The following is an 18,925-nucleotide window of genomic DNA, read 5'->3' on the forward strand; positions in this document are numbered from 1 at the left end:
GATGAACGCATGCTCGGCATCCTCGGCGGCGACGAGCGCTGCCCCATCGCACGCTCCCTCGACGTCCTCGGCGAGAAGTGGACGCTCATGATCGTCCGCGACGCCCTCGGCGGCTCGACGCGCTTCAGCCAGTTCCAGCAGAGCCTCGGCATCCCGCGCGAGATCCTGACCGCACGCTTGGCCTCACTCGTCGACGGGGGAGTGCTCGAGCGCACGACCTACAAGCCCGAGGGGGCACGTGCCCGCGAGGAGTACGTCCTGACCGACGCCGGCCGGGACCTGTCGCTCGTGCTGCTCGCCCTCGGCGGCTGGGCAGACCGACACCGGCCGTCCGAGCGGGCGTCGGACCTGCGCTTCGTCGACGCCGAGACCGGCGAGGCGGTCGAGGTCGCCGCCGTGACCGTGGATGCGCAGCAGCGCATCCCGACCGCGCGCCTCCGCGCCGTCATGGAGCCAGCGTCCTGAACGCGACCAGCTGACGGACAGGAGGCCCGTGGTGGCCCCGCCCCGCGCCTCCAGTCCGCTTTTGGGTGCGTCAGCGACGCACGTCGCACCCGCAACTCGCGCCGAGGACCAACTCGGCGGGGACCAGGTCGCGGTGCCACTGGTTGTCGGCGTCGAGGCCGAGCACGCGGTCGACCGCGGCGACCGCCATCGTCTCGATCGGCTGCCGGACCGTGGTGAGCTGCGGGTTCGTGTAGTCCGCCTCGGCCGCTCCGTCGAACGACACGATCGCGACGTCCTCGGGGACGCGCAGCCCGAGTTCCCACAGCGCGCGCATGACGCCGATCGCCTGCATGTCCGAGCTGACGAAGACGGCTCGGGGTCCGGTCTCGTCGGCGAACATCCGGAGGCCGGCTTCGTAGCCTCCGCGCCGGGTGAAGTCGGTGCGGACGATGGGCCCGTCGGGCAGGCCAGCCTGGCGCAGGGCACGCATCCAGCCCTGCTCGCGGAGCTCCATCGAGCCGGTGTGCCCCATCACGAGGCCGATCGAGCGGTAGCCGTGCTCGACCAGGTGCTGCGTGCCGTCGAGGGCACCGCGCAGGGCGTCGACACCGATGCTGGCGTACTCGGGGACCTCGAAGAACGTGTTGAGCAGGACCATCGGCAGGCCGGGGTCGGTGACGGTCGACAGGTCCGGGTGGGTCATGATGCTCGTCACGATGATGCCGTCGACCTGGCGAGCGGAGAGGCTGCGGAGCCGCTCGCGCTCCTGGGCGGCGTCACCGTCGCTGTTGGCGAGCAGGACGTCGTAGCCGCGTGCAGCGGCGGCGTGGGTGACGGCGACGGCGAGCTCGGACCAGAACGGGTTGTCGAGCTCGGGCACGATCAGGCCGAGCATCTTCGACGAGCCGGTGCGCAGGGCCTGGGCGCTCGCGTTCGGGCGGTAGCCGAGGACGCGGATGGCCTCGCGCACCCGGGCGGCGGTGGTGGCGGCCACGGGGCGCGGTCCGTCGTGCACGACGTAGCTGACGACGGAGGTGCTGACCCCGGCGTAGCGGGCGACGTCCGCACGGGTGACCGCCCTCGGGTTCGTCGGGACGGTCACGGGTGCCACCTTCGTCGGGTCCGGGAGCGTCGTTCGGGTGCCGGCCCACGACGGACCGGCACCCGAACGACACGTGTTACTCGGACGCGATCGTAGCCGACGACGTGCTGCCTGCTGACGTCGGTGCGCTCGCCGTCGCAGTGCTCGCCGTCTCCGGGGCGTCACCGAAGTCCGGCACGTCGAGGCGGGCGCCGCCCTGCAGCGCGGACTGGTGGGCGATGATGCCCGGCAGGGTGAAGCGCGCGGCGGTCCAGGCGTTCACCGGCGGCAGGGTCCGGTCGACGACGGCACGGACGAAGTCGTCGGCGAGGAACTGGTGGCTGCCCTCGTGCCCGGTCGGCACGCCGTCGTACTCGGCGGGCAGACGGTCGGTGTCGTGCACCTCGGCGTAGCCGGAGACGAACGCGTCGCGCAGGGACGGGTCGACGTCGGCCAGGCGCGGGTCGTCGAGGGACATCGTCGCCTGCGTGTCGATCTTGTCGCTGATGTCGTACGAGTCCTCCTTGTCCTGCCAGACGCTGGTCTTCGCGAGCTGCTCGAAGCTGGCCTCGGTGCCGAAGTAGCGGAAGCGCGACTCACGGATGTGCGACGGGTAGCCGACACGACGCATCTCGTTGATGCGCATGACGCCGCCGTTGTCGAGCTCGAACAGCGCGGTGGCGTTCGAGAAGTCGTTGTCGAACTGGCTGACGTCCTTGTCGAAGACGCCGTCGCCGCGGTCGTCCTTGACGCCGATGCAGCTGACGCTGACCGCGTGCCCGGGGATCGCACCGAGGACCCCGCCGACCGAGTGCGTCGGGTAGAGCATGGGCGGGTAGCTGGCGGTGCGCTTCCACTCGTCGCCACCGCTGTACTGGTACGCGGCGTAGAAGCCGAGATCCATGTCGTGCACGTAGTCGCCCTCGGCGTAGAACACCCGGCCGAAGGCGCCGGCGGCGACCTGCTTCCGGGCGAACACCGTCGCGGGGTTGTAGTAGCTCGTCTCGCCCATCATGTAGGTCAGCCCGGTCTCGCGGACCGCCTGGATGATGTCGCGGATCTCGTCGACGGAGATCGCCATCGGCACGGCGGAGTACACGTGCTTGCCGGCGCGCAGGGCCTTGACCACGAGCGGGCCGTGGGTCCAGCGCTGCGTGAAGATCGCGACGGCGTCGACGTCCGAGGCGAGGACGGCGTCGAAGTCCGGGAACGTGCCGTCGAGGTGCTGCGTCTCGACGAGTTCCGACGCGCGCTCGCCGACGAGGTCCGTGACGTAGACCCGGTCCACGTCGGGGTGGAGCTTGAACAGCTTGGCGAACTGGGGGGCGAACTGGCCCGCGCCGACCATTCCGACAGAGATCATCAGTGACCTTTCCAGGGGTGTGGGATGCGTCGCCGAGCGGGTCGCTCCGATGCGATCGAGCGCCATCCTGACACACGCTGTCTACACGTGACAACCCCCGTCGACAGCCCGGAAAAAGCCCCTTGCCAGCGCTGGTCCCCACGTGTAGATTCCCGGCTCACGGACTGCTGCACGTCAGTCCACCGCAGACGAAGGAGTCGCGATGGCAACCGAGAGCCCTGTGTCGTCACCCTTGACGACCGCCAGCACGAGACGGAGGAGTCGGCCCGCCGACCTCGCCCGTGCCCGCACCACCGCACCACGGCGCCGCCCCAGGAACGACCTGTGGCTCGCGCTCGTCTTCATCGCACCGGCAGCCGTCGGGTTCGCGGTGTTCCTCGCCTGGCCGACCGTGCGGGGCATCTACCTGAGCTTCACGTCGTACAACCTGCTCACCGAGCCCGAGTTCACCGGCCTGCAGAACTACGCCCGCCTGGTGCAGGACTCGATCTTCTGGCACTCGATGGTGGTGACCGTCGAGTACGTGCTCATCAACATCGTCATCCAGACCGTCGTCGCGCTGTTCATCGCCGTGATGATGCACCGCCTGACGAAGTCGACCTTCGTGCGCGGCATCGTGCTCGCGCCGTACCTGGTGTCGAACGTCGTCGCCGCCCTGGTCTGGCTCTGGATCCTCGACACCCAGCTCGGCATCGGCAACGAGATGCTCGCCGCACTCGGGCTCGACCGCATCCCGTTCCTGCAGAGCGACGTCTGGGGCATCCCCTCGATCGCGCTCATCAACGTCTGGCGGCACGTCGGCTACACGGCGCTGCTCATCTTCGCCGGCCTGCAGTCGCTGCCCGAGACCGTGTACGAGGCCGGACGCATCGACGGTGCGAGCGAGTGGAAGATGTTCTGGCGCATCACGGTGCCGCTGCTCCGCCCGATCCTGTCCCTGGTGCTGATCATCACCGTGATCGGGTCGTTCCAGGTGTTCGACACCGTCGCCGTCACCACGCAGGGCGGCCCCGCGAACGCCACGAACGTCGTGCAGAACTACATCTACAACCTGGCGTTCGGCCGGTTCCAGTTCGGGTACGCGTCCGCGGTCTCGGTCGCGCTCCTCATCGTCCTCAGCATCATCACGATCATCCAGTACCGCCTCACCCGCTCGGGTGAGTCCGACCTGGACTGAACGGAAGCGCCATGACCACGACACTCACCCGCTCCGTCACCACGTCCCGCCCGCCGCGGATGGGCGCCGGCCACCGCCGCCGCCCGTCGCTCGGCCGGGTGCTCGCCTGGGTCGCGATGATCCTCGTCATCGTCGTCACCCTGTTCCCGTTCTACTGGATCCTGCGCACCGCGCTGTCGTCGAACACCGCGATCAACTCCGACCCCACCTCGCTGCTGCCCGTCGGGTTCAGCCTGGGCGGGTTCGAGCGGGTCTTCGGCCTGCAGTCCACCGAAGAGGCGTTGGCGCAGGGCGGCTCCGGCGCCGCACTGAACTTCTGGCGGTACCTGCTCAACTCGATCCTGGTGTCGACGCTCGTCACCGTCGGCCAGGTGTTCTTCTCGGCAGCGGCCGCCTACGCCTTCGCCCGGCTGCGCTGGCCTGGTCGCGACAAGGTGTTCGGGGTGTTCCTGGCCGGGCTGATGGTCCCCGCGATCTTCACCCTGCTGCCGAACTTCACGCTCATCAAGCAGCTCGGGCTCGTCGACAACCTGCTCGGCATCGCCCTGCCGACGATGTTCATGACCCCGTTCGCGGTGTTCTTCCTGCGGCAGTTCTTCCTCGGCATCTCGAAGGAGGTCGAAGAGGCTGCGCTCATCGACGGCGCCGGGAAGGTCCGCGTGTTCTTCCGGCTCGTCATCCCGATGGCGGCGGCCCCGATCGCCACCCTCGCCGTGCTGACGTACATCACGAGCTGGAACGACTACTTCTGGCCGCTCATGGTGTCGTACACCGACAGCTCGAGGGTGCTGACCGTCGCGCTCGGCGTCTTCAAGTCGCAGACCCCGCAGTCCGGCACCGACTGGGCGGGGCTCATGGCCGCGACCCTGGTGGCGGCGCTCCCGATGATCCTGCTGTTCGGCGTCTTCGCCAAGCGGATCGTCAACTCCATCGGCTTCTCCGGGATCAAGTGACCCGGCTGTCGGACAGGACGAACACCATGACGAACCACCTGACCCGCCGCACGCTCTTCGCCGGCGGTGCCTCCGCCCTGGCCCTCGGCGCGCTCGCCGCCTGCTCGTCGCCCGGTCGCCGCACGACGAACCGGTCGGGTGCGCGCACCGTGAGCTACTGGCTCTGGGACGCCAACCAGCAGCCCGCGTACCAGGCCGTCGCCGACGCGTTCCACCGCGCGAACCCAGACATCACCGTGAAGATCACCCAGCTCGGCTGGAACGACTACTGGACCAAGCTCACCGCGGGCTTCATCGCCGGCACCGCTCCCGACGTCTTCACCGACCACCTGACGAAGTTCCCGCAGTACGCCGACCTCGACGTGCTCTACAAGCTCGACGAACTCGACGCCACGAAGGGCATCCGGGACGACGACTACCAGTCCGGACTCGCCGAACTGTGGAAGGGCCAGGACGGCCACCGCTACGGCTCGCCGAAGGACTGGGACACCGTCGCGATGTTCTACGACCGGAAGGCGATGGCGAAGGCCGGCGTCTCTGCCGAGGAGCTCGGGTCGCTCGAGTGGAACCCGGAGGACGGCGGCACGTTCGAACGGATGCTCGCGCGGCTGACCGTCGACTCGAAGGGCCGGCGCGGCGACGAGGACGGCTTCGACAAGGACGACGTCGCCGTCTACGGCATCTCGTCGAACGGCTCGGGCGGTGACGGCTTCGGCCAGACCCAGTGGTCACCGTTCACCGGATCGGTCGACTGGTTCTACACGAACGAGAACCCGTGGGGCGACAGGTTCCGCTACGACGAGCGGGTCGTGCAGGACACCCTCGCCTGGTACTACCGGCTGGCCGAGAAGGGCTACATGGCGAAGTACGGGGTGTTCTCCACCACGACCGGGCCCGAGGTCCAGCTCGGCGCCGGCAAGTGCGCGCTGTCGTTCAACGGCTCGTGGATGATCGGTTCGTACCTCGGCATGGAGGACCTCGACGTCGCGGTCGCTCCGACCCCGATCGGCCCGTCGGGTCATCGTGCGTCGATGTTCAACGGGCTCGGCGACTCGATCACGAAACAGGCGAAGGACCCCGAGGCCGCCGCGAAGTGGGTGGCGTTCCTGGGCAGCGACGAGGCGCAGCGGATCGTCGGTGAGAGCGGGATCGTGTTCCCCGCTCGTCCCGCTGGCACCGAGGCTGCCGTGGCGTCGTTCCGGAAGCGCGGGCTCGATGTCTCGGCGTTCACCCGGCAGGTCGAGGAGGACACCACGTTCCTGTTCCCGGTCACGAAGAACCCCGCCGACGTGCAGGCCCTGCTGCAGCCCGCCTTCGACGACGTCTACGCGAACGGCAAGCCGATCTCGACGCTGACCGGGGTCAACGAGCAGGTCAACAACCTGCTCGCCCTCACCTGATCGACACCCGAAACCCGAAACCCGAAACCCGAAACCCGAAACCCGACACCCGAAACCCCGCCCGTCGTCCGCATGCCGCACCGTCCGGTGCGGTGTGCGGACGACGCGTTGACCGTGCCGCCGACCACGACCCAGACTGCAGGGGATGACCTCCCTCACCTCCCTCGTCTACATGTCCGTCGCCGTCGACGACCTGACCGACGACCAGCTGGTCGCCATGCTGCGTGAGGCGCGGCTCCGCAACCACGCGCTCGGCGTCTCCGGGCTCCTGCTCGCCAAGGGCGGCCGCTTCATGCAGGTGCTCGAGGGTCCGGTCTGGAGCGTCGAGGACCGCTTCGCCGCGATCGAGCGCGACCCGCGGCACACCGGCGTGAAGTCGTTGTCGCGTGAGTCCATCAGCACGCGTCGGTTCGACGGCTGGTCGATGGCGTTCGGCAGCCCGACCGGGGACGAGCTCCGTGACGAGCCCGGGTTCAGTACCTTCCTCAGCGACCGCACCGGTCTGCCGACCGGGGTGGCGGGCACGCCCGCCGACTGGCTGCTCCGCTGGTTCCGTGGGCGCGACCTGCAGGACCTGCCCGAGGAGCGCATCACGCTCGGCCGGCACGCGGCCTGAGCCGCACCACACCTCGGACTGCCGGCACGCGGCCTGAGACGCACCACCCCTCGGACTGGAGGCGCGGTGCCAGCTGGCACCGTGCCTCCAGACTGTGAGACTGGTCCCGTGGAACGACGTGAGCAGATCCTGGTGGCCGCGGCGGAGGAGTTCGACCGCGTCGGCTTCGCCGGCGCGACGATCGCGGGCATCGCCCGCGCGGCGGGCGTCTCGCAGGGAACGCTGCACTTCCACTTCCCGACGAAGCTCGCCCTGGCGCTCGGCGTCATCGGCGAGCAGAACGCCCGCACCTTCGACGTCGTCAGCCACACCGACAGCTCGCCGGTCGCCGCGCTGATCGGGGCGTCGCACGGCATCGCCGACCTGCTCCGGACCGACCCGATCGTGCGGGCCGGGATCCGGCTGTCGCTGGAGCGCGGCGAGTTCCAGACCGCGACGCTGAGCTTCTACGAGCAGTGGATCGGCGGGATCGTCGACGTGTTCCGGTTGGCGGTCGCGAGCGGGGAACTCCGGACGGACCTGACCGCGGAGCAGCTCGGATCGACGGTGGTGCCCTACTTCACCGGCGTGCAGCTCGTGTCCGACGTCCGGACGCGGCGCACCGACCTGATGCCGGCGGTGGCGACGATGTGGCGCGTGGTGATCGCGGCGACGGCGGACCCGAAGCACCGCGACCGGCTGCTCGCCGTCGTCGAGGACGCGTTCAACGAAGGCTGATCCGCGACGGCGTGCGGGGTCGGATCAGAGGTCGTGCAGCTCGCGGTCGCGGAACCACTTCAGCAGCCAGGCCGCACTGGTCCGGTCGAACGAGCGCGGGAAGTCCATCGTGCCGGACAGGAAGGGACTGAAGCCCGCTTCGGAGCGGATGTCCGAGTCGTCGAGCGCGCGGTAGGCCATCGACCAGCCGTCGAACCGTCGGCGCTCGATCTCCTCGCGCACGAGTGACTTCACCTCACCGTGCCGTCGGTCCTTCGCGATGACGTCGTACCGGTCCTGCACGCTCCACGCCGGCCCCTCGAGCAGCTGCATGAACCGGCCGCCCTTGGCGAGCAGGAGTCCGGAGACCCCGAGCGCTTCGTTGCGCAGCCGGGACTCCGCGAGCAACACCGCCATGGCCTGGTCGTCGAAGGGGACGACGGCACGGCTCATGTAGACGATGGAGACGAGCACTCCTCCATCCTGCTGGGTGGAAGGCCGTTGCGCGAAGCGGATGTCCGCAACGCGCCCCGCGGATCAGTGCCGCGGATCAGCCCTGCGGCAGCTCGTGCGCGGTGACGTCCTCGTTGCGCTTCTTCCGCCACGGTCGTGCCGGGGTGTTCGGGCCGTCCCACACCAGGATCGCGCCCCAGGCGGCGGCGATCAGCGGCACCGAGATGATCGCGCCGGTGATGCCGGCGAGGACGGTGCCGGCGGTCAGCCCGATCAGGATGACGAGGCCGTGCAGCTTGAGGGTGCGCCCCATCAGGACCGGCTGCAGGAAGTTGCCCTCGAGCTGGTTCACGACGATCACGATGCCGATCACGATGAGTGCCTGCAGCGGGCCGAGGGCCACGAGCGCGACCAGGGCGGCGAGGATGCCGGCGGCGGTGGCGCCGACGATCGGGATGAACGCCGTGATGAACACGATGACGGCCAGCGGCAGGGCGAGGGGGACGCCGACGATCGCGATGCTGACACCGATGCCGATCGCGTCGACGGCAGCGACGGTGGCCGTACCGCGGACGTACCCGCCGAGGGTCGAGACGACCCGGTCGCCGACGCGACGTGCTCGGGCGTAGCGCTCACCGGTGAAGGGGCGGAGCAGGAACTCCCAGATGCTCGGGCCGTCCTTCAGGAAGAAGAACAGCACGACGATCATTAGCACGAGCCCGGTCAGGAAGTTCGCGGTGGCCGAGGCTCCGGCGAGGGCACCGGAGCCGAACTGCGCGCTCGTGACGAAGTCGGAGGCCCCGGCGACGGCGTCGTCGATCTGCTTGTCGGAGATCGAGAACGGCAGGGTCTTCGCGAAGGTCTGCAGCTGCTCGAATCCGTCGACTGCCGACTTCTGCAGCTGTGCCCACTGGTTCTCGACCGCGACGACGATGAGCCAGCCGATCAACCCCAGGATCGCGAGGACGCCGATGAGCACCGCGAGGGTGGCCACCACCGACGGCACCCGGTGCTTGCGGAGCCACGACACCACGGGGTGCATGGCCGACGCGATGATGAGCGCGAGGAGCACCGGGATCGTGACGACGCTCAGGATGTTGCTCGCCCAGACGACGCCGGCGACGACCACCACGACGATGATGAGCTGCAGGCACCGGGTCGCGAAGTGCCCGGCGGAGTCTGACCACGCGGCTTGGACCCTGGACGGAGCGGCTGGGGTGGTCGGGCGCGGAGCGTCGCGGAAGAACGGCATGCCGGAGACGCTACCGACCGGACGGCCGCCGCGCCGGTTCCGACGGCTCGATCGTCCGACCGGTGTCCTGTCCCCGCGTCGCCGGGGCGACCAGGAACGCCGCGACCAGCAGGACGAGCGGCACGAGCATCGCCGTCTGCAGGCCGAGGTGCTCCCCGACGAACCCGAGCAGCGGCGGCCCCACCAGGAACGCGATGTACCCGGCGGTGGCCACCACCGACACCCGGCGGTCGCCGTCGGTGGGGTGGTCGCCCGCGGCGGAGATCGACAGCGGGAACCCGAGGGCGATGCCGAGCCCCCAGACGCCGGCGGCAGCCGCGGTGACGATCGGACTCGGTGACAGCACGACGAGCAGGACCCCCACCGCACCGACGGCTGCGCAGACCCGGACGACCGGGGCGCGCCCGAACCGGGCGACGAGCGGGGTGCCGGCCGCGCGACCGATGAGCATGGCGAGGGCGAACCCGGTGAACACGAGGGACCCGACGGACTCGGGGGCGTCGTGGTCGGTGGTCATCAGCAGCGGGAGCCAGTCGCTCGCGGCACCCTCAGCGAAGGCCATCGCCAGCGTGATCACGGCGATCATGGCGAGCTGCACGGTGAGGACGGAGCGGCGAGCTCCCCGACGGGTGCCGCCGGCAACGGCAGGCGCATCGCTCGGTGTCTCACGGGGCACCGGCCGCAGGTTCAGCGCCGCGAACACCGCCAGCGCGGCCATCACCGCGGCGCCGACGAGCAGGTGCACCCGGACCGGGGTCCCCGCCGCCGTCATGGCGATGCCGACGACCCCACCGACCACGCTGCCGAGGCTGAAGCAGGCGTGCAGCACCGGCACGACCGGTCGTCCGATCTGCCGTTCGACCGCGGCGGCCTCGACGTTCAGCCCGATCTCGGCGACGCCCGCCCCGAAGCCGATCAGGAACAGCCCGACCCAGACCCCGGCGGCGACCTGCGCCGGGGCGAGCAGCGCGACGAGCACCATGCCGACGACGGGCAGCGCGCCCCCGAGCAGGATCAGCGGGCGGTTGCCGGTCCGTCGCACCAGTGCCCCGGCGCCGAGGATCCCGATCATCGACCCGATCGACAGCCCGAGCAAGACGAGGCCCATCGCCTCGATCGAGGCTCCGAGCTCATCGCGGATCGCGGGCGTCCGGGTGATCCACGTCGCGATCCCGAACCCGGTCACCGTCGACGTGGCGAAGAGTGCGAGTCGATGCCGCCCGGCCATGCCCCCATCTGATCGGTCCCCGGGCGGCCCGTCAAGGGCGACCGCGTCCCGCGCTTAGGATCGGGCGCATGGCGACCGTCCTCCTCGTCCGTCACGGACGCACCACCGCGAACGCCACCGGCGTCCTGGCCGGACGCACCGCCGGCGTGCGACTCGACGCCGTCGGCCGCACCCAGGCCGAGCGGACCGCGGAGCGCATCGCCGCGGTGCCCGTCGTCGCCGTGGTGTCGAGTCCGCTCGAGCGTTGCCGGCAGACCGCCCGCGCGATCCTGGACCGGCAGACGGACCGGCAGACGGACCGGCAGACGGACCGGCAGACCGGTGCGCCCGCCTCGCTGATCGAGCGGGCCATCACCGAGGCCGACTACGGGCAGTGGCAGGGCCGGAAGCTCGCCGACCTGGCGAAGGAGCCCCTCTGGCGTACGGTGCAGGCGAACCCGAGCGCCGTCGTGTTCCCCGGCGGTGAGTCCATGCAGACGATGCAGTCCCGGGCCGTCGCGGCCGTCCGGCGCATCGACGCCGAGGTCGAGGCGGAGCACGGACCCGGCGCCGTCTGGGTCGCGGTGAGCCACGGCGACATCATCAAGAGCGTCCTCGCCGACGCCTTCGGCATGCACCTGGACCTGTTCCAGCGCATCGGCGTCGGGCCGGCCTCGGTGTCCGTCGTGCGCTACGGCGAGCACCGCCCCGAGGTCGTCGCGACGAACACCGAGTCCGGTGACCTCTCCTGGCTGCGCACCGCCCCGGCACCCAGCGGGGACGCCGCGGTCGGCGGCGGGGCGGGCCATCCGGAACCCGATGCGCACACCGGCACCGGGCGTCCGGCACCCGACGCGCCCGCGGGTCCTGCCGGACCCTGAACGGCCGGAGCCGAGCGCTCCTACAATGCGGGTATGCCCACCATCGTCCACGGCTTCGACTGGCCGGACCGCCTCGTCGTCGGCACCATCGGCCGTCCGGGTGAGCGCGCCTTCTACATCCAGGCCCGCTCCGGTCGGCGCGTCACCAGCGTCGCGCTCGAGAAGGAGCAGACCGCCGTCCTCGCCGACAAGATCGACGAGCTCCTCGACGAGGTGGCGACCGTCGACGACAACCGCTTCAGCGTGCCGCCGTCGGTGCCCGTCGAACTCCGCGACCCGGAGCCGCTCGACCAGCCCGTCGAGGCCGAGTTCCGCGCCGGGGCCCTGAGCCTGGGCTTCGACCCGTCCACCGCGCAGGTCGTCATCGAGGCGTACCCGATCGACGACGAGGTCGAGATCGTGTCCGAGGAGAGCGAGGACGGCATCGAGATCGAGGCCGTCGTCGAGATCCCCGAGCCCGCCGAGCTGTTCCAGGTGAAGATCCCGGTCGGCACCGCCCGGGCCTTCGTCGAGCGCACGCGCGAGGTCGTCGCCGCCGGTCGTCGGCCCGGCGACGCATGAGCGACGGCTCGCTCTCCGTCCGGGCGCGCATCCGTGAGGCGTCCAACGCCACCTTCCTCGCCGAACTCGACGGCGCGACCGTCGTCTACAAGCCCGTCGAGGGCGAGCGCCCGCTGTGGGACTTCCCGGACGGCACGCTCGCCGGCCGCGAGATCGCCGCGCACCTGGTCTCCGAGGCGTTCGGCTGGGGTGTCGTCCCACCCACGTGGATGGGTGACGGTCCGTTCGGGCCCGGCATGGTGCAGCGCTGGCAGGACGTCGACCCCGAGCAGGACGCCGTCGACCTGGTGGCGCCGGATCTCGCCGAGGCGGACGGTTCGCCCTGGCTGCCCGTGCTCGAGGCCATCGACGAACACGACCAGCCCGTCACGCTCGTGCACGAGGACTCCGAGGCCCTGCGCCGGATGGCCGTCTTCGACGTCGTCGTGAACAACGCCGACCGCAAGGGCGGGCACGTGCTCGCGATGCCCGACGGCCACCGCTTCGGCGTCGACCACGGGCTCACCTTCCACGTCGAGCACAAGCTCCGGACGGTCCTGTGGGGCTGGATCGGGGAGCCGCTCGGGCCGGACGAGCTCGAGGGCCTCGACCGGCTGTCCTACGCCCTGCGCGGCGGTCTCGGCGACGAGCTCGCCGAGCACCTGACGGACGAGGAGATCGACACGCTCCGGGCGCGCTGCGCGGCCCTGCGCGCCGTCGGGATCTTCCCGCCGCCGCCCGGTCACGGCCCCGCCGTGCCCTGGCCGCTGTTCTAGACGCACCCGACAACGGACTGGAGGCCCGTGGCGGTGTCGCCACGGGCCTCCAGTCCGTCTCGTGTGGGGCTTCAGAGCCCCCAGTCGTCGCGGAAGAGCGCGCCGCCGGCCCCGCGACGCGAGCCGAGGTACGAGCCGACCACGGCGACCCCCAGATCGTCGTTCTCCGGTGCCACGACGCTGCCGTCCACCCGCTTCGCCATCGCGTCGATGAACCGGGCGAGCCCCGGGTCCTCGCCGAGCCGGAAGAACGTCGTCTGGGCGCCGAGGCGTCCGGCGTTCTCGAGCTCCCGTACGGTCAGCGCGATCGTCACCGGGTCGGGCGGGTAGTCGAACCAGACCTGCCCGTTCGGCTCGAGGTGCGACGTCGGCTCGCCGTCGGTGACGATGAGGAGCACCGGTTGGGCCGTGGGGTGCTTCCGGAAGTGCCGGTTGGCGAGCAGCAGGGCGTGGTGCAGGTTCGTGCCCTTGTCCCACATCGCGTCCAGGCCGACGAGCTGTTCGACGTCCATCACCTCGGCCTCGCGACCGAAGGCGATGAGCTGCAGGTCGTCGCCGCGGAACCGGGTCGACACCAGGGTGTGCAGCGCCAGGGCGGTGCGCTTCATCGGCACCCAGCGGTCCTCCATCGCCATCGAGAACGACGTGTCGACGAGCAGCGCGACGCAGGCCTGGGTGCGGGCCTCGGTCTCCTGCACCTCGACGTCCTCGATGCTCAGGCGCACGCCGGCTCCCTGTCGTCCGCTCGCCGCCGTCCGCACCACGGCGTTCGTGATCGTGCGGGGGATGTCCCACGGCTCGGTGTCGCCGAACGCCCACTGCCGCGACGCCCCCGAGGGTTCGCCCGCGGCGCCCGAGCGACGGAGGTCCCGCGCGCCCTGGCGACCGGACATCCGCTGGGCGACGTCCTTGAGCAGGCTCTTGCCGAGCTGCCGCATCGCCTTCGGGGTGAGCCGGAGCTGCCCGTCGGCACCGCGGCGCATCGCTCCGGAGTTCCGGAGCGCCTGCTCGAGGCGCTGCAGGGTCTTCGCGTCGACCGCAGCCTCGTCGCCGAGCTGCCGGGACAGCGCGTCGAGGTCCAGGTCGTCGAGCTCCGAGCCCGGCCCGGACTGGGCGAGCTGGTCGGCGAGGGCGTCGAGGTCCGCGATGTCCTGGAACACCCCGGTGCCGTCGCCCAGGCCGAGGCCCTGTTCGCCGTGCATGCGCTCGAATCCGCCCCAGTCCTCGCCGGGACGCAGTGCGCGCAGCGTGCTGTCGAGCTGGGACAGCTGCTCCATCAGGTCGGGGGAGCCGAAGGCCTGCTGGGCGAGGGCGTCGAGTTCGTCCCGCTGCTCCTGGGTCATCGAGTTCCGCATGCGCTGCGCAGCGGCCGCGCGGGCTGCCAGGTCGTCGAGCAGCTCGTCGACGTTCGCCGGGTTCGACGGGAAGTACTCGCCGTGCTGGTCCATGAAATCGTCGAACTGCTGCTGGGTGTCCTCGCCGCGGGCATGCGCCTCGAGCAGGGCGTTGAGGTCCTGCATCATCGCGCTGACGGCGGCCCGGTCCTGGTCGGTGGCACCCTCGAGCGCCTGTTTCATGCCGGCGAAGCGCTGGTCGAGCACCTCGCGGCCGAGCAGGTCCTTGATCTCGTCGTACTTCTGGCGCGCGGCCGGGCTCGTCCAGTCGTAGTCGCCGAGTTCCTGCACGGCGGCAGCGGGGGAGGGCGACAGGCTGTCGAGCTGCAGTTCGGCCAGGGCCCGGTCGCCGTCGTCGAGGTCGACGTTGCGGGCGAGCTCCCCGCGCTCGGCGAGCAGCGCCTGGTCGAGGAGCTCGCGCACCTGCTGCAGGGTGCCGTCGAGGTTGTTCCTGCTCGTCAGCTCACGGCGGCGCTCGGCCACCCGGCGGGCCAGGTCGTCGAGACCGCGCTGCGTCCGGCCGCCGCGCCGCAGGAACTCCCGCATCGCGCGCTCGGGCGACGTGCCGCCCATCACGTCCTGCCCGATGGCGTCGAGCGCCTCGGCCAGGTCGACCGGGGCGGCGAGCGGGTCGGGGCCGTCGGTGTACCGGCCGTACCGGGTGTCGCGCGTCAGGCGCCGGTTCTGCCTAGCCATAGACGGCTTCGCCCCCGCCGGATTCCTTGCTGATGCGCCGGGCCAGGAACAGGCCCTCGAGGGCGAGCTCGATCGCGCCGGCGCGTTCGCCGTCGTTCGTGGCACCCATCCGGTCGCACACCTGGTCGTACAGGTCGGACTCACCGATCGACGGGAGCCCTTCGAGGAACGCCCGGGCGCTGACCTGCTCGCCCGTGGTCACCATCGTGCCGCCGTCGAGCGCGTCCACGAGCACCGCGAAGTCGAGGCCCTTGAACCGGGAGCGCACGGTCTCGGCGGTCGCGGTGCGGAGCAGGTGCTCGAGGACCTCGTCGGCCCGGTCCTCTTCGCCGTTCTCGAACTCGATCTTGCCGCCGAGGACGTCCACCGCGGTCTCGAGGTCGATCGGCCGGGCGACCGCCTCGTCCTCGCCCTGGCGAGCTGCGCGGTGCACCGCAGCAGCGGACACCGTCTCGGCACCGGCGATCGCGAACCGGGCGCTCACACCGCTGCGCTGGTCGACGGCGCTCGAACCACGCAGTGCGCGGGTGAACCGGGCGAGGATCTCGATCAGGGCGTCGGGGACCTCGGCCGTCAGCTGGGCCTCCTGCCGGATGACGGCGATCTCGTCGTCGAGCTCGATCGGGTAGTGCGTGCGGATCTCGGCGCCGAAGCGGTCCTTCAGCGGCGTGATGATCCGGCCGCGGTTCGTGTAGTCCTCGGGGTTCGCGCTCGCCACGACGAGCACGTCGAGCGGCAGCCGCAGCACGTAGCCGCGGATCTGGACGTCGCGCTCCTCCATCACGTTGAGCATCGCGACCTGGATGCGTTCGGCGAGGTCGGGCAGCTCGTTGATCGCGACGATGCCACGGTGCCCGCGGGGGACGAGCCCGAAGTGGATGGTCTCCGGGTCACCCAGGCTGCGGCCCTCGGCGACCTTCATCGGGTCGACGTCGCCGATCAGGTCGGCGACGCTCGTGTCCGGCGTCGCGAGCTTCTCGACGTAGCGGTCGTCGCGGTGCCGCCAGCTGATCGGCAGGGCGTCGCCGAGGTCGTCGGCGCGCCGGATGCTCGCGGTGGTGATCGGTTCGTACGGGTGCTCGCCGAGCTCGGAGCCGGTGATGACCGGCGTCCACTCGTCGAGCAGGCCCTGCAGGGTGCGGAGCAGGCGGGTCTTGCCCTGGCCGCGCTCGCCGAGCAGGACGACGTCGTGCCCGGCGATGAGGGCGCGTTCGAGCTGGGGGATGACGGTGGTCTCGAAGCCGTGCAGGCCGGGCCACGGATCGGTGCCCTGGCGCAGGGCGGTGAGCAGGTTGTCGCGGATCTCGGCGCGGACCGTCTTCTGGACGTGACCAGAGGTGCGGAGCTCGCCGACCGTGCGGATGTCAGGTCGGGTCACGTTCTGGACGTTACGCCTTGTCGGACGGGAGGCCCGTGGCGGGGCCCGCCACGGGCCTCCCGTCCGTCCGCTTGTGGGTTTCCATCGCACTTGCGATCATTGAGATCCCGGCGACGGAGCCGGATTCGAAGTAGGGGGATCCGGCTCCGCCCCCGGTTGCTCGTTCCGCATCTGAACCACATCGGCGATCTCGGCGTACGGTCCCATCTCGTGAGCAGCGCGAACGCAACCATCAAGAGCCTGGTGCCCGCCAGGATGGACCGCTTGCCGTGGACCCGGTTCCACTGGAGCGTCGTCGTCGGACTCGGCGTGTCCTGGATCCTCGACGGTCTCGAGATCCAGATCGTCTCGAACGCGGGTTTCCAGGCGGACCTGAACCTGTCGACGCAACAGGTGACCTTGCTCGGCACGATCTACCTGGTCGGCCAGGTCGTCGGTGCCCTGGTGTTCGGGCGCATGTCCGACCGGCTGGGGCGGCGCAAGCTGTTCATCCTGACGCTCGCGATCTACCTGATCGGTTCGGGCATCGCGGGCCTCGCGCAGGACTTCTGGTTCCTGGCGGCCTTCCGGTTCGTCGCGGGGCTGGGCATCGGCGGCGAGTACGCGGCGATCAACTCGGCGATCGACGAGCTCATCCCGGCGAAGTACCGCGGGCACGTCGACATCGCCATCAACGGCACGTACTGGGGCGGTGCCGCACTCGGCGCGTTCGCGAACATCTACCTGCTCGACACGTCCTACTTCGCCGAGAACATCGGCTGGCGCATCGGGTTCTTCCTCGGCCCGGTGCTCGGCATCGCGATCATCTTCCTGCGACGCCACATCCCGGAGAGTCCGCGGTGGCTGATGACGCACGGGCGCGAGGAAGAGGCCGAGGCCACCGTCTCCCGCATCGAGGCGTCGGTGGAGAAGGCGACCGGCAAGCCCCTGCCCGAGGTCGACCAGTCGAAGGCGATGACGGTCACGCCGACCGACCGCGTCGGGTTCCTGACCATCGCGCGCGTGCTGCTGAAGCAGTACCCGACGCGCACGCTCGTCGGCGCGACGATGATGATCACGCAGGCCTTCCTGTACAACGCGATCTTCTTCACCTACGCCCTGGTGCTCACGAACTTCTTCGGCCTGAAGACGGCGGAGACGGCGGTCTACTTCTTCCCGTTCGCGATCGGCAACCTGCTCGGCCCGATCATCCTGGGGCGCTTCTTCGACACCTGGGGTCGTCGGCAGATGATCTTCCTGACGTACCTGGTGTCCGGGCTCGTGCTCGCCACGTCGGCGTTCCTTTTCCGGGCCGACGCGATCTCGGCGACGGTGCAGGTCGCATTCTGGTGCGTCTCGTTCTTCTTCGCCTCGGCCGGGGCGTCGAGCGCCTACCTGACCGTCAGCGAGATCTTCCCGCTCGAGCTGCGGTCGCAGGCGATCTCGTACTTCTTCGCCCTGGCGCAGATCTTCGGTGCGGTCGCACCAGCCATCTACGGTGCCTTCATCGGCGACGGGTCATCCCGGGAGCCGCTGTTCTGGGGGTACTTGCTCGGTTCTGCCGTGATGATCGGCGGCGGCGTGGTGGCGTTGATATTCGGGGTCGACGCCGCGCGGAAGGGGCTCGAGGACGTCACCCAACCGCTCTCGGTGCTCACCGGGGACGCGAAGTCCGACCGGAGGTGAGCCCTGCGGCGGCGGCCTGACATTCTGTATGCAGAGTGTTTAGCGCCACCGTCGCAGCGCTGTCACTGTGCCTGCATGGCACTCCTCCACAGCGCGACACCGGCGACCACGATCCACGGCAGCGACCGCCCTCGCCTCGGGGGTGCCGTCCGTGCGTGAACCTGGGCTGATGGAGCACACCCCCATCCGAGCCGGCGCCGGCGGACTCGATCCCCACGGCCTGCGCCGCAGCCTGCTGCGCGACGCGGTGTTCCTGCGACTGCTCGACAACGTCCTGCGGGGGGAGTACCGCCGCGGGCAGCGGCTGCGGCTCGACACCCTGGCATCGGACATGCGGGTGTCGCGCACACCGGTGCGCGAAGCCCTCGTGACCCTCGAGTCCCTGCAGCTGGCCAGCGTGCAGCGGTACGTCGGTGTCGTGATCTCGCAGTGGTCGGTCGACCAGATGATCGAGCGGATGCGGATCGCCCAGGCCCTGCTCGTCGATCCGCCGTCGAACTCCGTCGGGTACCACGACCGGTTCGACAAGGTGTGGCTGCGGGAGTGCTGGACCGAAGCCGGGGCCTTCGTCGAACTCGGCGCCTGGTACCTGCGGCGCCGCGGGTCGTCGATCAGTGGCGACTGGTTGCTGTCGCAGCGCATCGTGCTCGACATGTTCTTCACCGACGACGTCGCCCTGGCGAACGGGATCGAAGCCGTGGTCGACCGGCGACGACGGGTCGAGATCGTCGAGCGGGCCGTGGCCGCTGCGGAGCGAGACGCCCTCGACGACTGTGCCGCGGCGCTCCTCGAACTGTCGTCCGCCCTGATCGCCCTGCCGGACCGCTTCCGGGTCGTCGTGTCCGCCTGAACCTTCGTCGGCTGCGGATCCGCTCAGGTCTGCGCCGACCGCCGTGGATCCGCAGGTCGCGGCACTGAGCAGCGAGCGCCACCGGTGTCCCTCGCACTGG

18 protein-coding genes are annotated in these 18,925 nt (G+C 70.4%); 11 read left to right on the top strand and 7 right to left on the bottom strand.

The annotated features are described in order from the left end of the window. Positions 1–9 precede the first annotated feature (9 nt). The gene (locus tag QRN49_RS14450; protein ID WP_284756492.1) at positions 10–465 is read left to right on the top strand and encodes a winged helix-turn-helix transcriptional regulator; all 456 of its coding nucleotides are present in this window, start codon (positions 10–12) and stop codon (positions 463–465) included. Positions 466–535: 70 nt separating this feature from the next. On the opposite strand, the gene QRN49_RS14455 is transcribed toward QRN49_RS14450, so the two are convergent. Together QRN49_RS14455 and QRN49_RS14460 are read right to left on the bottom strand one after the other, a co-directional pair. Further along, the gene (locus QRN49_RS14455; RefSeq protein ID WP_258370904.1) at positions 536–1,549 is read right to left on the bottom strand and encodes a LacI family DNA-binding transcriptional regulator; all 1,014 of its coding nucleotides are present in this window, start codon (positions 1,547–1,549) and stop codon (positions 536–538) included. 76 nt (positions 1,550–1,625) lie between these two features. Next, positions 1,626–2,891, bottom strand: a complete 1,266-nt coding sequence (locus QRN49_RS14460; RefSeq protein WP_419762580.1) for a Gfo/Idh/MocA family protein — start codon at positions 2,889–2,891, stop codon at positions 1,626–1,628. 202 nt (positions 2,892–3,093) lie between these two features. Between QRN49_RS14460 and QRN49_RS14465 the strand changes: the two genes are divergently transcribed. The 5 genes from QRN49_RS14465 (at position 3,094) to QRN49_RS14485 (ending at position 7,754) form a co-directional block, all read left to right on the top strand. Then, positions 3,094–4,068, top strand: a complete 975-nt coding sequence (locus QRN49_RS14465) for a carbohydrate ABC transporter permease (protein WP_244993209.1) — start codon at positions 3,094–3,096, stop codon at positions 4,066–4,068. 11 nt (positions 4,069–4,079) lie between these two features. Beyond that, positions 4,080–5,021, top strand: coding sequence for a carbohydrate ABC transporter permease (locus QRN49_RS14470; RefSeq protein ID WP_027466099.1), 942 nt, complete (start codon positions 4,080–4,082; stop codon positions 5,019–5,021). Positions 5,022–5,047: 26 nt separating this feature from the next. Continuing rightward, the gene (locus QRN49_RS14475; protein ID WP_284756493.1) at positions 5,048–6,421 is read left to right on the top strand and encodes an ABC transporter substrate-binding protein; all 1,374 of its coding nucleotides are present in this window, start codon (positions 5,048–5,050) and stop codon (positions 6,419–6,421) included. A gap of 145 nt (positions 6,422–6,566) precedes the next feature. Beyond that, a complete protein-coding gene (locus tag QRN49_RS14480; protein WP_084741456.1) occupies positions 6,567–7,037 on the top strand; it encodes a BLUF domain-containing protein in 471 nt (156 codons plus the stop codon). Between the two features lie 108 nt (positions 7,038–7,145). Then, positions 7,146–7,754 carry a ScbR family autoregulator-binding transcription factor gene (locus QRN49_RS14485; protein ID WP_146247762.1) on the top strand — a complete coding sequence of 203 codons (609 nt, stop codon included), beginning with the start codon at positions 7,146–7,148 and terminating at the stop codon, positions 7,752–7,754. Between the two features lie 24 nt (positions 7,755–7,778). On the opposite strand, the gene QRN49_RS14490 is transcribed toward QRN49_RS14485, so the two are convergent. The 3 genes from QRN49_RS14490 to QRN49_RS14500 form a co-directional block, all read right to left on the bottom strand. Beyond that, the gene (locus QRN49_RS14490; RefSeq protein ID WP_284756494.1) at positions 7,779–8,207 is read right to left on the bottom strand and encodes a BLUF domain-containing protein; all 429 of its coding nucleotides are present in this window, start codon (positions 8,205–8,207) and stop codon (positions 7,779–7,781) included. Positions 8,208–8,283: 76 nt separating this feature from the next. Then, positions 8,284–9,438 carry an AI-2E family transporter gene (locus QRN49_RS14495; RefSeq protein WP_284756495.1) on the bottom strand — a complete coding sequence of 385 codons (1,155 nt, stop codon included), beginning with the start codon at positions 9,436–9,438 and terminating at the stop codon, positions 8,284–8,286. A 10-nt stretch (positions 9,439–9,448) separates the two neighbouring features. Next, on the bottom strand, positions 9,449–10,666 hold the full coding sequence (locus tag QRN49_RS14500) for an MFS transporter (protein ID WP_284756496.1): 1,218 nt from the start codon (positions 10,664–10,666) through the stop codon (positions 9,449–9,451). 68 nt (positions 10,667–10,734) lie between these two features. Here QRN49_RS14500 and QRN49_RS14505 point away from each other — a divergent pair, with 68 nt between their 5' ends. From QRN49_RS14505 to QRN49_RS14515, 3 genes are read left to right on the top strand one after another with little or no spacing between them, the layout of a single operon-like run. Beyond that, complete coding sequence (locus QRN49_RS14505; protein ID WP_110865507.1) at positions 10,735–11,526, top strand: MSMEG_4193 family putative phosphomutase; 792 nt, start codon at positions 10,735–10,737, stop codon at positions 11,524–11,526. Between the two features lie 33 nt (positions 11,527–11,559). Next, entirely contained in the window at positions 11,560–12,087 is a 528-nt protein-coding gene (locus QRN49_RS14510) for a DUF3090 domain-containing protein (RefSeq protein ID WP_284756497.1), read from the top strand. Further along, a complete protein-coding gene (locus QRN49_RS14515; RefSeq protein ID WP_284756498.1) occupies positions 12,084–12,842 on the top strand; it encodes an SCO1664 family protein in 759 nt (252 codons plus the stop codon). Before QRN49_RS14510 ends, QRN49_RS14515 begins: the two co-directional genes overlap by 4 nt. A 71-nt stretch (positions 12,843–12,913) precedes the next feature. Here the strand turns inward: QRN49_RS14515 and QRN49_RS14520 are convergent, their stop codons facing one another. Beyond that, positions 12,914–14,932, bottom strand: a complete 2,019-nt coding sequence (locus tag QRN49_RS14520) for a vWA domain-containing protein (RefSeq protein WP_284756499.1) — start codon at positions 14,930–14,932, stop codon at positions 12,914–12,916. Further along, complete coding sequence (locus QRN49_RS14525) at positions 14,925–16,310, bottom strand: MoxR family ATPase (RefSeq protein ID WP_027466108.1); 1,386 nt, start codon at positions 16,308–16,310, stop codon at positions 14,925–14,927. The genes QRN49_RS14520 and QRN49_RS14525 overlap by 8 nt, the downstream gene beginning before the upstream one ends. A gap of 255 nt (positions 16,311–16,565) precedes the next feature. Between QRN49_RS14525 and QRN49_RS14530 the strand changes: the two genes are divergently transcribed. Both QRN49_RS14530 and QRN49_RS14535 read left to right on the top strand, forming a co-directional pair. Further along, positions 16,566–17,975 (top strand): MFS transporter, encoded by a 1,410-nt coding sequence (locus QRN49_RS14530; RefSeq protein WP_284756533.1) that lies wholly within the window; start codon positions 16,566–16,568, stop codon positions 17,973–17,975. A 169-nt stretch (positions 17,976–18,144) separates the two neighbouring features. Then, complete coding sequence (locus tag QRN49_RS14535) at positions 18,145–18,825, top strand: GntR family transcriptional regulator (RefSeq protein ID WP_284756500.1); 681 nt, start codon at positions 18,145–18,147, stop codon at positions 18,823–18,825. The last annotated feature ends 100 nt before the right edge of the window (positions 18,826–18,925 follow it).

This window comes from Curtobacterium sp. ME-Dv--P-122a (assembly GCF_030209645.1).
Classification (GTDB): Bacteria; Actinomycetota; Actinomycetes; order Actinomycetales; family Microbacteriaceae; genus Curtobacterium; species Curtobacterium flaccumfaciens.